Genomic DNA, 15,272 nt, shown 5'->3' on the forward strand with positions numbered 1-15,272 from the left:
ATGATCGGAACCTGCTCTACCGGAACTTCCACACCTAAATCTCCCCTTGCAATCATCACACCGTCGCTTTCAACGATAATGTCGCGGATGTTTTTTAATGCCTCAGGCATTTCTATTTTAGAAATAACTTTTATCTATTATTCTTTGTCTTTACCGTTTTCGTCAGCAAAGGAGCTTCGGCCAAAGCGGGAAGAACGTGGTGGGCTGTGCGGTAGGAAGGGCATTTTGACTTTTCATAGCGAAGACCTGTGTTGCCTTTTAGGAAAAGGCATCAGCCCGTGAGTTCTTGCCACTTGTGCGCAAATGCCTGTGCGCCCGCCTGCCGGACGGGCAGGGCAAAGAAGCTTTTTTGCTGACAAGCCTTTTGGTTACTTTTGGGCTCAAAAGCAACAGCCGCCGCGGCAATTGAGCGGGAACTATGCAGATCCCCTATGCAGATAAATTTGCATTTATCAATAAAAATACTAATTTTACTAGCAATAAATGAACCGTATTATGGAATCAATATCTCCCAACATCTTCACAAACAACATTACCGAAACCATCGAATTCTACAAAACATTAGGCTTCTCCCTCACCATGAGCGTTCCAGAAGAAGGGCCGGATTATGTATGGGCCATGATGGTCAACGATAAAGTAACCTTCATGTTCCAAACCTTCGAAAGCTTGGCTGACACGTTACCGGATATACAGCGCACAAACGGGGCTTCACTTTTATTATACATTAATGTAAAGGATATACGAGCCTTTTTCGATGAGATCAAAAACAAAGTAACCGTACTGCAAGGCCTCGAAAAAACTTTTTACGGCGCTACCGAATTTTCGATAAAAGACAACAATGGCTATGTACTAACCTTCGCCGAGCACGAAAACTAAATCATCAAAATAAAACTACAACCGGGAGTTAGAGTTATTGACAATAACTCGTGGTGTCGCAGTTTCTTACTTCAAACATCAAAAACTTTTGGTTTCAAATTCCCCCTTTAGGGGGTTAGGGGGTTTACTCGCCGTGTGTCATCAAATACATGTACGCTACGGCAACAATGATCAATACGGCCATTACAACCAGTCCCGTTATGCCTTTCTTTTTGTCCTGGCGCATTAACCATACTAAAAATATCACCAACGGCACTACAAAAACGGCCCAAAAAACAATCGAAGCAAATGGCATAAGCTATATTAATTAAAAGGCATGCGTGCTAAAGGCGCAACATTCTGCCCAACAAAATCATTATTCAGATATTTATAATGCCCGGCAATGGCAATCATTCCGGCATTATCAGTACAGTATTGAAACTGTGGTATAAAACAATTCCAACCCATTTTTTGGCATAATTCAGTTAAGCCTTGTCGTAAGCCAGTATTGGCAGATACCCCTCCTGCCAAAGCGATATCTTTTATCCCATAAGCCAAAGCGGCCTTCTTTAATTTATTAAGTAAGATAGTTACGATACGATACTCAACCGACGCGCAAATATCATCCATCCGGTTCGTCAAAAAATCAGGGTCAGCAGCTACGTTGTCACGGATAAAGTAAAGTATTGAAGTTTTTAATCCGCTAAAGCTAAAATCATAGGCCGGTATATTTGGCTCCGGAAATTTGAATGCTTCCCGGTTACCCAAACGCGCGTGCTTATCAATCAGCGGCCCACCGGGATAAGGCAAACCCAATATCTTGCTCGTCTTATCCATCGCTTCGCCAGCCGCGTCGTCCATCGTTTGGCCGATGATTTCCATGTCAAAATAATCTTTAACTAAAATAATTTGCGTGTGCCCGCCGCTCACGGTCAAACACATAAACGGAAATTTCGGCTTAGGCTCATCAATAAAATGTGCCAATACGTGCGCCTGCATATGATTAACCTCTATCAGCGGCAGGTTTTGCGCCAGCGCGAAAGCCTTCGCGAACGATACGCCCACTAAAAGTGAACCTAAAAGTCCGGGTCCGCGCGTAAAAGCTACCGCATCAATATCATTTTTGCTTACTTTTGCGTTAAGTAGTGCCTGTTGTACTGCCGGAATAATATTTTGCTGATGTACGCGTGAAGCCAGTTCGGGCACAACGCCGCCATAAGCCGCATGGATGGATTGATTTGCAACAACATTGCTCATGATCACCCCATCAACACTAATTGCGGCCGAGGTATCATCACACGAAGATTCTATTCCTAATATTACTGGCATAAAAATTTTAACGCTGCAAAGTTATTAAAAAAGTACTCAAAATAACGCTATGGATACTGCTGGTGCTTATATTAATAATAGGCGGCACTTTGCTGGCATTACGCTTTAAACCCGTACAAACCTGGGCGGCTAAAAAAGCTACGCATTATCTTTCCAAAGAGTTAGGCACAACGGTAGCTATTAAAAGCCTGTACATCAAACCATTCAGCGGTGTCGAGTTAGAAGGTTTTTATGTTTTAGACCGGCAGAAAGACACCATCCTAAGCACGCCAAAACTAACTGTTGAGCTGGCCAACTTCCACATTTTTAGCAGCATCAAACAAAAAGTGCTCGATTTTAAAATTATCCAACTGGATAATGGCTCTTTCTATCTCAAAAAACTAACCGATAGCACATCCAATCTGTCGTTTATCATCAATCACTTCAAATCAAAAGATACCGTAAAGGTAAAAGGCCAACCCTGGACAATTGATTTCGAAAAACTGGTGATCAATAACTTCCACTTCCGTTATAAAAATTATTTAAGTAAAGACGAAAGCGGCCCACAGGTAAACTTTAACAATATCGATGTCAGAAACCTCAGTACAACTTTAACAGATATCGATCTGAAAAAGCACCTGTTTAAAGCTAACATCCATGATCTTACCCTGAACGAAAGAAGCGGTCTTAACATTAAACATTTTGTAGCCAATGCCGTGATCGACACCAATCAGATCGTCCTCACCAAGCTATTCATACAAACCAACCGATCCAATTTTAAAGATTACTTTAAAATGCGCTTCAACTCTTTTGATGACTTTAGCGATTTTGAGAACAGTGTTGCTATGGATGCCGATTTTAAAGACTCGCAGATCTCATCATTAGATATCGCTTACTTTACCAACAGCTTAACCCATACCTTTTTCGACTTGGGTGTGAACGGCCACATCAAAGGTTTGGTGAATAACCTAAAAGCAAAAGATCTCACCATTACCACCGGGCAAGCCACTTATATCAAAGGCGATTTCAATTTAAAGGGCCTCCCCGATTGGGATAAAACCTTCCTCGAATTAAAATTTGAGCAAATTGCTACCAACAAAAAAGACATCGACCTATTGTATAGCCGCTTTACAGGCGTAAAAAACAGGCAGGTTCCAGCTATCATCGCCAAGTTTGGCAACGTTAACTTCAAAGGCCAGTTCACTGGTTTCCAAAACGATTTTATCGCTTACGGCGAATTTAAAACCAGGTTAGGCCGCTTTACATCCGACATCAACTTAAAATTTGACAAGGCCAATGTACCCAGCTATACCGGTAAGATAAGCACCTATGATTTTGATTTGGGCGATTTAGTAGATCAGGATATATTGGGCCGCACCACCCTAACTGCTAACGTTAAGGGCCGCGGTACGGATATGAAACAGCTAACCGAACAGTTGGATGCCAAATTAACTTACTTCGATTTTAAGGGTTATCGTTACAAAAACCTGGCTGTTAATGGCACCTTCCTGAAAAAGAAATTTGATGGTAAGGTTACCATAAACGATCATAACATTAACCTCAATTTTGCCGGCGACGTAAACCTGAACCAGCAACTACCACAGTTTAATTTCACCGCCGACATAAAAGGCGCCCGCTTAAACGAGTTGAAACTATACCAGGATTCGGTAACTATTGATGCCAAAATAAAAAGCAATTTTACAGGTAACAGCATCAATAACATTATAGGTAGCATCTTGTTACAAGGTATTAAAATAGACAAGGCCGGACAAAAAATTCAGGTTGACTCCATCTATTTTGCCGCCGACGGAACAGGTAACGACCGCCAATTGGTATTAAAATCAGACATAGCCGAGGGCCGCCTTAAAGGCGATTATGACCTGGCCTCATTGCCTGCATATTTTAAAGCTATAGCCAAAAAATATATCCCTTCTTTAAAAATAGACATTGCGGCATTTAATCCTCAAAACTTTGAATTTAATTTAAAGGTTAAAAATTTGGATGCGGTAAGTACTATGTTTGAGCCTAAACTTAAATTACTGGACACGGCTAATTTTACCGGGAAATTTAATTCGGTAGAAAAAACAGCCATAATTACAGGAGGGGTTAAAACAATAAAATATGATAAAATTGTTTTTCACGATCTGATTATTGACGAAAGCACCACAAATGATCTGCTCAATCTTAACATCTCACTCAAAAGGGTTGACTTAACGGACAGTTTGTTTGTTAAAGACATCAACATAACCAACTTTCTCAAAAAAGACAGCCTGAACTTCAACATTAAGTTATCCGATAAAAATGCCACCAACCAGCTCGATCTATACGGCCTCGTTGAGTTTAGTAAGGATACTACGGCTCAATTAAAACTCCTCCCGTCAGATATTATCCTGGAGCACAAAGTATGGAAGCTTGAAGATCAGGTTAGTTTCAAATTCTTAAGCGGCGGCCGCACGCAGATCATAGGCTTCGGTATGTCCAATCAATTGCAAAAAGTAAAAATTGATGGTTTCATCTCGCCCGATCCTAAAGATATCCTGAATGTTAATTTCAGCAAGTTTAACATGGCTACCCTTAACCAATTAAGCAAGCCTTCGGGTATCACGCTTAAAGGCTCCCTTAATGGCGATGTTAAATTATCCACGTTAACCACAAAACCTGGCTTTGATTCTGATATTAAAATAGATTCGCTGATGTTCAACAAAACATTGATTGGCGATGTAAAGTTTTTAACCAAGCTTGATAACGAAAATAAGTTGCTCAATACCGACTTAAACATTATTAATCGCGGTTTGCAAACCCTTAAGGCCGAAGGTACTTATAACCTTGCAGCTACCGATAACAGTCTCGATTTCAATTTAAAGATGAACCAAACCGAGGCCATTATTCTCGATCCATTCGTAAAAAGCCTGGTATCCGACTTGAAAGGAACACTATCATCAGATATTAAGCTAACCGGAACCCTCTCAAAACCGATGTTAAATGGTAGCCTCACCTTTGTAAACACAGGTGTAACTGTAAACTACTTAAAAACACCGTATGTTATTAACGATAAGGTTACGGTAGAAAACAGCGTGGTGAATATTAAAGACCTGGTGCTGCGTGATAATTATGGCGGCAAAGGCACCGCAAATGGAACAGTAGATCTAACTGATCTGTCAAACCCTGAACTTGATGTTAAGCTCAAAGCTGAAAAGATGCTGGCCTTAAAAACCACGTTTAAGGATAATCGCCTTTATTATGGTACTGCTTTTGGTACCGGCAATTTTAGTTTTGTTGGCCCTATTGATAATATGCAGATCGATATCAAAGCCAAAACCGAAGATGGAACCATATTCAATATCCCTCTAAATACATCAAGTAAAGCGGCCGAATACGATTTTATACGCTTTGTAAGTTCAAAAGATACCGCGCAGGCTGTAAAAAAAGAAAATGCGTTTAAGGGTGTCACCTTAAATTTTGAATTATCTGCAGATGAAAAAACGATTGTTAAAATTTATACCGACTATGGCCTCCTTACAGGAAGTGGAACGGCACAGGGCCTAAAACTCAAGATAAACAGTTTTGGCGATTTTGATATGTATGGCGACTTTTTAATATCTACCGGAAAGTTTGAGTTTACTGCCAAGGATTTTATTACGAAGAACTTTACCGTGAATCAGGGCGGTACCATTCGCTGGACGGGCAACCCAGCTAACGCCGAAATTAATTTAAACGCCATATACGAGGTACGTACTGATATTGCCGACTTATATACTGCCGCCGGTGTGCAGTCCCCTAAAGGGCATCAACAAGCATTGGTACAAGCCATACTTAAGTTATCCAAAACACTGGCTGCGCCGCAATTTGATTTTGATTTCAACTTCCCTACCGAGCCATCAATTAAAGATGAATTGGGTACCTATTTAAACGATCCAACTAACAGCAGTTTACAAGCCGTAAGTTTAATTGTGCAGCGCAGGTTCTCATCAGGGGCCAATAATGTGGTGAGCCAAACCGCAACATCTGCAGCAAGTGAGTTTCTATTTAACAAGCTCAACACTTTTATAGCCCAATCAAACCTCAAGTATTTCGATCTCAACATCCGCTCAACAACAGATGCCAGCGCCTCGTTACACTTTTTCCATGATCGTTTGTTGATTAACGGTAGTTTATATAATCCTACCGCATCTTCTGAAGCTTTAGGGGCTACTAATCAATACCTGTTCAGCTCCAACTTTGCCGATCTGACCAAGGATTTTGGCATTCAGTATTTGATTAAGCAAGATGGCAGCTTATTGGGCACATATTCGTACAGGGTGTTAAACACATCGGCGCCAACAATTACCCAGCAATTAAACGTGCAGTATGTTAATGGCTTGGGGTTAATATACCGCCGTGATTTTGATACTTTTGGCGAGTTCTTCCGCAATATATTCCGCCGGAAAACCTCTCCCGCAAGGAAACAAGACGATCCGCCGCCTACCAGTAACCCTGCCGTTCTTGACGATAAGAACGAAGAATAATTAGTGTTGTTGTAAAATTACATGGCCCATCCTATCACGCTTGGTTTCAAGGTAAGCTACGTTATGCGGGTTTGGTACAATTTCCATAGGTACATTTTCAACCACTTCCAAACCGTAACCTATTAAACCGGCACGTTTCTTTGGGTTGTTGGTCATCAAACGCATCTTAGTAATATTCAAGCTCCGGATGATCTGCGCACCGATACCATAATCACGCTGGTCCATTTTAAAGCCAAGCTCTAAATTAGCATCAACAGTATCAAAGCCATTTTCTTGCAAATTATAAGCTTTCAGTTTATTCACCAGGCCAATACCCCGGCCTTCCTGGTTCATATAAATAATAGCGCCTTTGCCTTCCTTGTCAATCATCTCCATAGCCTTATGCAACTGCGGGCCGCAATCGCAACGGCATGAGCCAAAAATATCTCCGGTAACGCACGAGCTATGTACCCTAACCAAAACTGGCTCATTGGGTTCCCAGGTACCTTTTACTAAAGCTAAATGATTTTCGCCGGTATCCAATTGGGTATAAGCAACCATATCAAACACGCCCCACTCGGTAGGTAGTTTAACCGATACTTCCTTACGGATCATGCTTTCATTAGTCAAACGGTAAGCGATCAGATCTTTAACCGAAACTATCTTCATGTCAAACTCTTTCGCCATTTCCAGCAGATCCGGCAAACGGGCCATCTCACCATCATCCTTCATTATCTCACATATCAATCCTGCCGGCTCCAAACCTGCCATAACGGCTAAGTCTACAGCGGCCTCGGTATGCCCCGCACGGCGCAGCACACCACCATCCTTAGCAATCAACGGGAATATATGTCCCGGCCTGCCCAAATCCTCTGGCTTAGTAGCCGGATCGATCAACGCCAGGGTAGTTTTTGAGCGATCTGTGGCCGATATACCGGTTGTACAACCTTCTATCAAATCAACAGATACGGTAAAGTTAGTTTCGTGCGATGTGGTATTATGGCTCACCATCTGCCCCAGTTCTAATTCTTTGGCGCGGGCGGCGGTAATAGGGGCGCAAATTAATCCGCGGCCATATTTGGCCATAAAGTTTATAGCTTCCGGGGTTGCGTGGCGGGCGGCGGTTAAAAAATCGCCTTCGTTTTCGCGGTCATCATCATCAACTACAATGATAATTTTACCGGCTTTTATATCTTCAATTGCTTCTGTTATAGTATTTAACATACGTTTGGGTATAAATAATGTGGAATTATAGCATCATCATTTAAATACTATACGTAGCACATTGGCACAAAGTTAACCAACAAAGTAAATTTAGTGGTCGGTATATTGTAAAATCAATCCGGGGGCAAATCATCAGTCGTTTTCTTCTTAAACAGACTTATAAAAAAGCGTTTATATAACTCCATATCAAACAATACCGAATCGTTTGCTGATTTGTAGGATAAGAACAAACCGATAGGCGTTAATACAAAAATAGCTATCCAGGTACCAAAAAATGGTGACACACTCCCATCCTTGGCCGATTTTTCGCCAATAGTGGCGATGATATAATAGATCAAAAAGAAGATCACCGAGATAACAACCGGCAAACCCAAACCGCCTTTACGTATAATAGCACCTAAGGGAGCACCAATTAAAAACAGCACCAAACAAGCTGCCGATAAGGTAAATTTCTTTTGATACTCTACTAAGTACCGCCTTATTATACTCTGGTTTTCGTTATAGGTAACAATACGCGGCTTTACAACATCTTTGATAGATCTTACTTCGCCTATAGCGTTATTTAGGGTAGCTAATTGCTTATCATAATTACCCTCAACTGTAGCCAATAAACCCTGTTTTTTGATAACCGGGATAATATGCGGAAATGGCTTATGCGGTATAATTAAGTATTTGATATAAGGCTTAATTAAAGCTATGTTTTCATTCTCATCGCGCTTTACATTTTTCAATACCGAATCTCGCGAATAGATTAGCTGTTTTGAACTCAGCATTAAAAAGCTATTGCTAAAATCCTTTTCGGGCGTGCGGTTGAATCCAAATCCCGAAAGATCCATCTTGGTAATAGTTTCTGTAAAACGCATTCGGGTAAAAGTTTGCCTTGCATTATATCCGCTATTACCGGCGTCCTCAATATAGCGGATCCCGTCCTTAAGCTTCAATATCAAAAACTTATTATCGCGTGAGCGGAACATACGGCCCTGCTGGGCAAAAATAACATTGTTGCTGCCACCGTTTAAAGGCCGTTCATAGATCAGTATGCCACGCAGCAATTGTCCTTCGGCATCTTGTTCCTTTTTGGTTACCCTGATAGAATAGCCCGGAAAGCTATTGTTAAACACCCCCTCTTTAACTAAGGATGCCGACTTTTGCTTACGGGCATCATACAAAAGCGAGTAAAACTTCAAATTGGCCACCGGCAACATATAATCCGAAAATATAAATGCCGAAATACTCAAGCCAACCACAACGATGATCATAGGGTACAATGCCCTGCCCAACGATATACCGGCAGATTTAATGGCAACCAACTCATAGTTTTCGCCAAGCGTACCATAGGTCATGATAGAAGAGAGCAACACAGAAAGCGGTAGCGCCATAGCCACATTGGTAGCCGAGGCATACATCATCAGATCGAGAATGGTATACCACTCAAAACCCTTGCCTATCAGGTCGTCAATGTATTTCCATAGAAACAGCATCAGCAACACAAACATTACAATGAAAAAGGTAACAACAAAGGGCCTTATAAAAGCTTTAAGAATTAGCAGGTGTACTTTTTTCACAAAACAAAAATAGTGAATTATTCCGTTATCGGTTTGGAGGTGGCTTGTTAAAAAAAGTTAAGCTGGTTTATCTTTCGTATTAGCCTTCAACATTACCCGGCCCTTTTTAGTTAACAAAAAGGTGGTGTATTTTGTGGCCTTATCACCTTTATCTTCATCAATCAGGTTATATGCTTTTAAGTCTTGCAAATCATCCTTACTTAAACCTGTAGCAATACCTGTATCTGCAATAACTTTAAGCGCGGCAACTACATCTTCGTGTTTCATGCCGTAAAATTAACCATTGTAATTGAGATATTTTTATTCAAAAATTCACTCCCAAAAACCAAACGAATTGTATACAGCCATCCGCTACAATAAATAATAAAAGGCAAAGCCCGCAATTATCGCGGGCTTTGTAACCAAATATGAAACTAATACAGGGAAACCAATCACCCTGTATAATCTTGATATACAATTGGCTACAATGAGGTATTATTAATATCCATTTGTTCCAAAATCTTTAGCATTAACTATGGCATCCAAAAACGACTGTGGTATTGGGCGAACAGTATGCTTAGCAGCATCAAAGTTTACAGCAACGGTAGGGTTTGTTGCCTGCAAATAAGCTTTGGTTAAAAATCCGGTGCGTTTTAAATCATACCAGCGGGTATGTTCACCAGCTAACTCACGGGCTCTTTCGTTAAGTATGTAGCGTACTGTCATCTGCCCAGGCAAAACAACCATTTCTGATTGGCGACTGGTTATAGCAGCCCTGGCGCGGATAACGTTTACATATTGCGCTGCGGTAAACTGATCATTATTGTTTAACAAAGCGGCTTCAGCGGCTATTAGGTAAACTTCACCTAAACGGATAATAGGGAAATCTCCCATCCAATCTTGGTTGGTATATACGTACATTTTGCTCGAAAATTTTTTCAACGCAGGGAAAATACCGCTGTAGTCAACATCATTAGGAAAGCTGGATGCAACTTTATAATTCCCGGTGGCAGGGTCAAACAAATCGCTCGGATCGGCTACCATGTATGGCAGCGTTTTTTTAGTAGCTACAGGTATGGTCCAGTTTGGTGTAAAGATAGAAAGCGCCGCATCATTAACTGTATTGATCTCGCCTTCAAACGTAGTACCAGCCGCTAAAAAATAATCGGGGCCGCTATAAAAGGCAGTTGATGTAGGTATAGTTTTACCAACTACTGATGGATCTTTTTGATAAGCAGTAGCAATTGCCGCTGTAATGGTTTTGGCGGCGCTGGCGTAATACTTGTAGGTAAAAGTATTTGCAAACCGGGTATCTGGCGTGTTTTGGTTGGGTTCAAAAATGCTGGTTAGCAAATAGTTGCTCGGCTTATATTGTTTAGCATTGGCACGTCCGTATAAAACACCGGTACCGTTTGTACCCCAGTCGACACCTTTACCGGTTAGGTCAGGTAAAAAGTATTGGCGTGTACGGCCTCTGTTAAATCCATCAGGATTTAAACCTGTTAAATCAATAGTTTGGGCCCACAAAAATTCAGTGTTGTTTTTGTTGTTTTTACCGTCGAATACCTTGGCAAAGCCAGATGCTGTTGCATCACTTTGGTAAAGGGCGCAATTATATTTAGCCTGATTGTCAATTAATTCTTTAGCGGCGGTAAGCGCCATTGCCGCATATTTTTGAACGTCGCCAAGGCGTGTGCGCTGTAGGCAAACTTTCGCCAGCATGGCAAAAGCAGCTTTTCTGGCAATTCTGCCCTTTAAAGGTTGAATCATAGGTAGGTTAGCACAGGCAAATTGCAGGTCGGATATGATCTGATCATAAAATGCTGTTTCGCTACTGCGTACCGGTGTTATATCAATACCCGCTTGTGACGTTGGAGTTGTTTTAAGTACAACACCACCAAATTGCTCCACCAATCCAAAATATGCCCAGGCGCGCATAAAATACGCTTCGGCTACTTTAGCATTTACATCGGCCGGGGTTGCGTATCCCTGTACAGACGGAGCGTAGTAAATGGCTGTATTACACAAGTTAATGCATGAGTACCATCCGCCCCAAATAGTTTTTAACGTTCCGTAACTTGGGATGAGTGTAGCATCATAGTTGGTTAAACCGCTATCCTGTCCGCTATAGCTCACCCAAAGGTCGGTACCCATTTCTGATGGGCCTATATAGTCCACCTTTCCGTAAAAGAAATACATATCGGTATAGCAGGCGTTAATAAGGCCTTCGTAACCCGTTTTATTATTATAAGCTAAATCTACCGTAACTGTACTGGGATTGTATTCTTCCAGTGCTTTTTTACAAGAGAAAGTTACCAAACTACAAGTGAGGATAAGCCCGATCTTTAATTTTTTATATGATGATTTCATTTTGTGTTATTTAAAATTTAAAAAGATAAGTTCATACCAAACACGATTTGTTTATACAGTGGGAATGAATCGGACCCACCAGTTTCGGGATCAACATTTTTTAACAATGGACTTTTTGAGTAAATGAATGTGTTGTAAGCCGTACCGTAAAATCTTAATTTGGAGATGCCCACCTTACTGCCAATTTTTCCCGGTAAGGTATATCCTAAAGTGATATTCTTGATCTTGATATACGATCCATCAACTATCGGCAGCGAACTGATGAAGGCGGTATTATTATTTGTCCTCGAAGTGCTACTTTGATATGGCTGAGGGAAATCATTGGTTGGGTTATTGGGTGTCCAGTAGTTATAAAAAGCCGGCTGGTTAACACCATTGTAATAGCCCAGTAGCTGCGCCACTATAGTTTGACCATAACGAGCGTTCACAAAAATATTCAGATCGAAATTTTTGTAAACAAAGGTGTTTTGCCATCCCATGGTCCAGTTAGGGTTAGGGTGACCAACAATGGTTTTATCATTGGCAGTGTAAGGGTGTATACCGTTATCAGATACGCCATTGGTTAGAATGGGATTAGTTTGCAATTTAACATCACCGGGCCTTAGATTATATTTCGCGGCTTCAACTGCTTCATCAGTTTGCCATATGCCTATTTTTTTCCAATCGTAAGTTGGGTGTATAGGGCTACCGGTGAATAAGTTTAATGATATCAACGAAGCGGCACTTACTGAACTACCTAAATCCAGGCTGGTTAATTTTTCGTCGGTACGGGTGTAGGTTACGATCGAATTCCATTTGAATTTTTGCGTTGCGATAACTCTGACATCAATAGTTGCCTCAAAACCACGGTTAACAGATGTTCCAATGTTTTGATATTTAACGTACGGTGTTTTAGCATCAAAGCCACCAGCTGTTGATGGCAAAACTCTATTGTACAAAATTCCTTGAGTATTGGTGTAATAAGCCTCGGTGGCAATATTTACTCTCTCGTTAAACAACGAGATATCCAAACCTATATTGGTGTTGTATGATTTTTCCCAGGTAAGATCAGGATTAGCAACCGTAGCCGATAAGATATAGATTGGTAGGGTGGCACTACCTCCTAAAGTAACCGGTGTAGATATACTGTTTGATACTACGTTAGTTTGGCTAACATATGGTGGAATATTTGAGTTACCTGATACACCGTAACCGCCACGTAATTTTAGGTTGCTCAACCAGTTTTTAGTGCTCGCCATGAAGTTTTCATCGCTAATGCGCCAGGCCACAGCTGCCGAAGGAAATTGAGACCATTTTTTTACCAATTGCGAAGCACCGTCAAAACGATCAGTAATAGTTAACAGATATTTACCTTTATAACTGTAATTAAACCTGCCCGAAAATGAGGCCAAATCTTTCCCTGTATATTTGGTAGAGCTACGTGTTGTTGTTGCCGCTCCTTGGTTAAAATACAAAAAGGCATCATAATCAAGCCCTTGAGCATAAATCGATGAGTTTTCTGTTGTAAAGTTAAGTAACGATGTTATACCCGTAAAGGCGAATGCATGGTCCATTTTAAAGGTAAAATTGTAGTTAATGATATTTTCCCATATATAGTTATAGTTAAAATTAGTGCCATAAGTAGCCTCTTTGTAAGGTTGGTTTACCGATAGAGCATTATATGAGTTTTCGCTATCAAAAGCTCCATTGCGTGCATAATCCAATGTTACGCCAAAATTTGAACGAATACTCAGATTTTTTAGCGGAGTTAATTCAACGTATGGTGTAATGGCCAGGTACAGGTCCTTGGTATTGTTAACAAATACGCCTGGCGCATAATTTGCTATGGGGCTAACAGTTCCGTCGCTTAGTGGAAATTTATTTACAGATCCATCGGCATTGTAAGCTAAGCCAAGCGGTGCTATACCAAATGCTTTGTTAACACGACTGTTGGTGGTATTATCATTTCGCCAGTTAAGGTTGCTTTGAACACCGGCCTTTATTATTTTATTGAACTGAACATCAGCGCCAGCTCTGGTGTTATACGCTTTTAATTCATCACCTTGGTAAATGCCTTGTTCATTAATAAAACCTAAGGACAAATAACCCTGAACCTTCTCTGAACCACCGCGAATAGCCACATGATGGTTTTGTTGATTTCCCATTTTCAAGGTTTCGTTAACCCAATCTACATACTGGCCAGCATCAATGGCATTTTTTGCAGCGGTAGTTATGCCTAAATCGGTTACAAAATCTGTAGGCTGCCTCAAATTAGCTGCGAAAAATCTATCCTTCAGGTACTGTACCCAAGCATCGCCTTGCAAAGCTTTAGGATATTTGGCGAACCCATTAATACCGTAATAGCTATCTACATCAATTTGGGTTTTGCCGGCTTTTGCTTTTTTAGTTGTTACTATAATAACTCCGTTTGCACCTTGTGAACCATAAATTGCCGTTGACGAAGCGTCTTTTAAAACATCTATAGATTCGATATCGTTGGGGTTTAGAGCTGCAACGTTGCTTTGTTGTATTCCATCTACAACATACAACGGATCGCTGCTGCCACCGGTTGCGTTTAAAGAACGCGTACCACGTACCAGCAGAGCGGGGCTCGATCCGGCTTGCCCGCTACTCCTTTGCACATCCAAACCTGCAACACGGCCCTGCAATGCTTCGAGGGGGTTGCTTACCGGGTTACTGACAATATCGGCACCTTTTACAGACGATACCGCACCTGTTAAGTCACGTTTTTTAACTGTACCATAACCAACAACCACAATCTCATCAAGTTTTGAAATACCCTCTTCTAAAACTATCTTGAGCAAAGTTTTACCAGCCACAGAAACCTCCTGGCTTTGATAACCCACAAAAGTAAATACCAGTATCTCGTTACCTGTTGGTAAACTCAACGTAAAAACGCCATCAACATCGGTACTTGTTAACGTATTTGTGCCTTTAACCTTTACTGTAACCCCCGGTATAGAATTGCCTTTAGCATCAACCACGGTACCCTTTACCACCTGAGCCAGCTTCATTACAGGCAAATTGTTTTTTTGAGTTATGATCACAGTTTTATCTTCGATCACGTAAGTAAAAGATTGGTTTGACAAGCAATAATCCAATACTTGTTTCAGCGGTTTGTTTGTGGCCTCAATATATACCGGTTTAGCGCTTTCAAGCATCAGCGAATTATAAATAAAATTATAACCTGTTTGCTTATGCAGGTTACTAAATATATCCTCCAGCGTTGCCGGATTTGCAGATATGGTAACATTTTGGGCGCGCGTTATTGCAGAGGCCTGGAATAAACTTATTATGATCAATGCTATAATTAATTTCATAATAATCAGAGGTTTTAAAGAGCGCGGCGTATTACGCCTGCATTGAAATTCAGTGTTGAATGTGTACATTTGATTGTTAAGTGAATTGTTTAACCACGTTTTTCTTGACAATTGCCCTTGGGCAAGCATATCACGGGTGTTGCAAGCGCCCGCGATTTTGCTTTTTC

9 protein-coding genes and 1 pseudogene are annotated in these 15,272 nt (G+C 41.0%); 2 read left to right on the forward strand and 8 right to left on the reverse strand.

What is annotated here, in order from left to right:
• A pseudogene (locus tag ABIN91_RS00345) lies at positions 1–131 on the reverse strand (pyruvate kinase); the annotation flags it as partial.
• 364 nt (positions 132–495) lie between these two features.
• Here ABIN91_RS00345 and ABIN91_RS00350 point away from each other — a divergent pair.
• Complete coding sequence (locus ABIN91_RS00350; protein ID WP_348047239.1) at positions 496–876, forward strand: VOC family protein; 381 nt, start codon at positions 496–498, stop codon at positions 874–876.
• 124 nt (positions 877–1,000) lie between these two features.
• On the opposite strand, the gene ABIN91_RS00355 is transcribed toward ABIN91_RS00350, so the two are convergent.
• A complete protein-coding gene (locus ABIN91_RS00355) occupies positions 1,001–1,171 on the reverse strand; it encodes a hypothetical protein (protein ID WP_348047241.1) in 171 nt (56 codons plus the stop codon).
• 8 nt (positions 1,172–1,179) lie between these two features.
• The gene (gene tsaD, locus ABIN91_RS00360; RefSeq protein ID WP_348047243.1) at positions 1,180–2,184 is read right to left on the reverse strand and encodes a tRNA (adenosine(37)-N6)-threonylcarbamoyltransferase complex transferase subunit TsaD; all 1,005 of its coding nucleotides are present in this window, start codon (positions 2,182–2,184) and stop codon (positions 1,180–1,182) included.
• 62 nt (positions 2,185–2,246) lie between these two features.
• Here tsaD and ABIN91_RS00365 point away from each other — a divergent pair, with 62 nt between their 5' ends.
• Positions 2,247–6,668, forward strand: a complete 4,422-nt coding sequence (locus ABIN91_RS00365; RefSeq protein ID WP_348047245.1) for a translocation/assembly module TamB domain-containing protein — start codon at positions 2,247–2,249, stop codon at positions 6,666–6,668.
• Here the strand turns inward: ABIN91_RS00365 and ABIN91_RS00370 are convergent, their stop codons facing one another.
• The 5 genes from ABIN91_RS00370 to ABIN91_RS00390 form a co-directional block, all read right to left on the reverse strand.
• Positions 6,669–7,871, reverse strand: a complete 1,203-nt coding sequence (locus tag ABIN91_RS00370) for a bifunctional 3,4-dihydroxy-2-butanone-4-phosphate synthase/GTP cyclohydrolase II (RefSeq protein ID WP_348047247.1) — start codon at positions 7,869–7,871, stop codon at positions 6,669–6,671.
• 113 nt (positions 7,872–7,984) lie between these two features.
• On the reverse strand, positions 7,985–9,436 hold the full coding sequence (locus ABIN91_RS00375) for an LptF/LptG family permease (RefSeq protein WP_348047249.1): 1,452 nt from the start codon (positions 9,434–9,436) through the stop codon (positions 7,985–7,987).
• Between the two features lie 57 nt (positions 9,437–9,493).
• Positions 9,494–9,703: a hypothetical protein gene (locus ABIN91_RS00380; RefSeq protein ID WP_348047251.1), complete on the reverse strand. Its 210-nt coding sequence runs from the start codon at positions 9,701–9,703 to the stop codon at positions 9,494–9,496.
• A gap of 210 nt (positions 9,704–9,913) precedes the next feature.
• Positions 9,914–11,785, reverse strand: a complete 1,872-nt coding sequence (locus tag ABIN91_RS00385) for a RagB/SusD family nutrient uptake outer membrane protein (RefSeq protein WP_348047253.1) — start codon at positions 11,783–11,785, stop codon at positions 9,914–9,916.
• 17 nt (positions 11,786–11,802) lie between these two features.
• Positions 11,803–15,105 carry a TonB-dependent receptor gene (locus ABIN91_RS00390; RefSeq protein WP_348047254.1) on the reverse strand — a complete coding sequence of 1,101 codons (3,303 nt, stop codon included), beginning with the start codon at positions 15,103–15,105 and terminating at the stop codon, positions 11,803–11,805.
• Between the last annotated feature and the right edge of the window lie 167 nt (positions 15,106–15,272).

The sequence above is a fragment of the Mucilaginibacter sp. genome, assembly GCF_039921305.1.
Taxonomy (GTDB): Bacteria; Bacteroidota; Bacteroidia; order Sphingobacteriales; family Sphingobacteriaceae; genus Mucilaginibacter.

Coding starts and splice junctions, on each gene's coding strand:
- ABIN91_RS00350 (WP_348047239.1), top strand. CDS start 496: ATGGAATCAATATCTCCCAACATCTTCACAAACAACATTACCGAAACC.
- ABIN91_RS00355 (WP_348047241.1), bottom strand. CDS start 1,171: ATGCCATTTGCTTCGATTGTTTTTTGGGCCGTTTTTGTAGTGCCGTTG.
- tsaD (WP_348047243.1), bottom strand. CDS start 2,184: ATGCCAGTAATATTAGGAATAGAATCTTCGTGTGATGATACCTCGGCC.
- ABIN91_RS00370 (WP_348047247.1), bottom strand. CDS start 7,871: ATGTTAAATACTATAACAGAAGCAATTGAAGATATAAAAGCCGGTAAA.
- ABIN91_RS00380 (WP_348047251.1), bottom strand. CDS start 9,703: ATGAAACACGAAGATGTAGTTGCCGCGCTTAAAGTTATTGCAGATACA.
- ABIN91_RS00385 (WP_348047253.1), bottom strand. CDS start 11,785: ATGAAATCATCATATAAAAAATTAAAGATCGGGCTTATCCTCACTTGT.
- ABIN91_RS00390 (WP_348047254.1), bottom strand. CDS start 15,105: ATGAAATTAATTATAGCATTGATCATAATAAGTTTATTCCAGGCCTCT.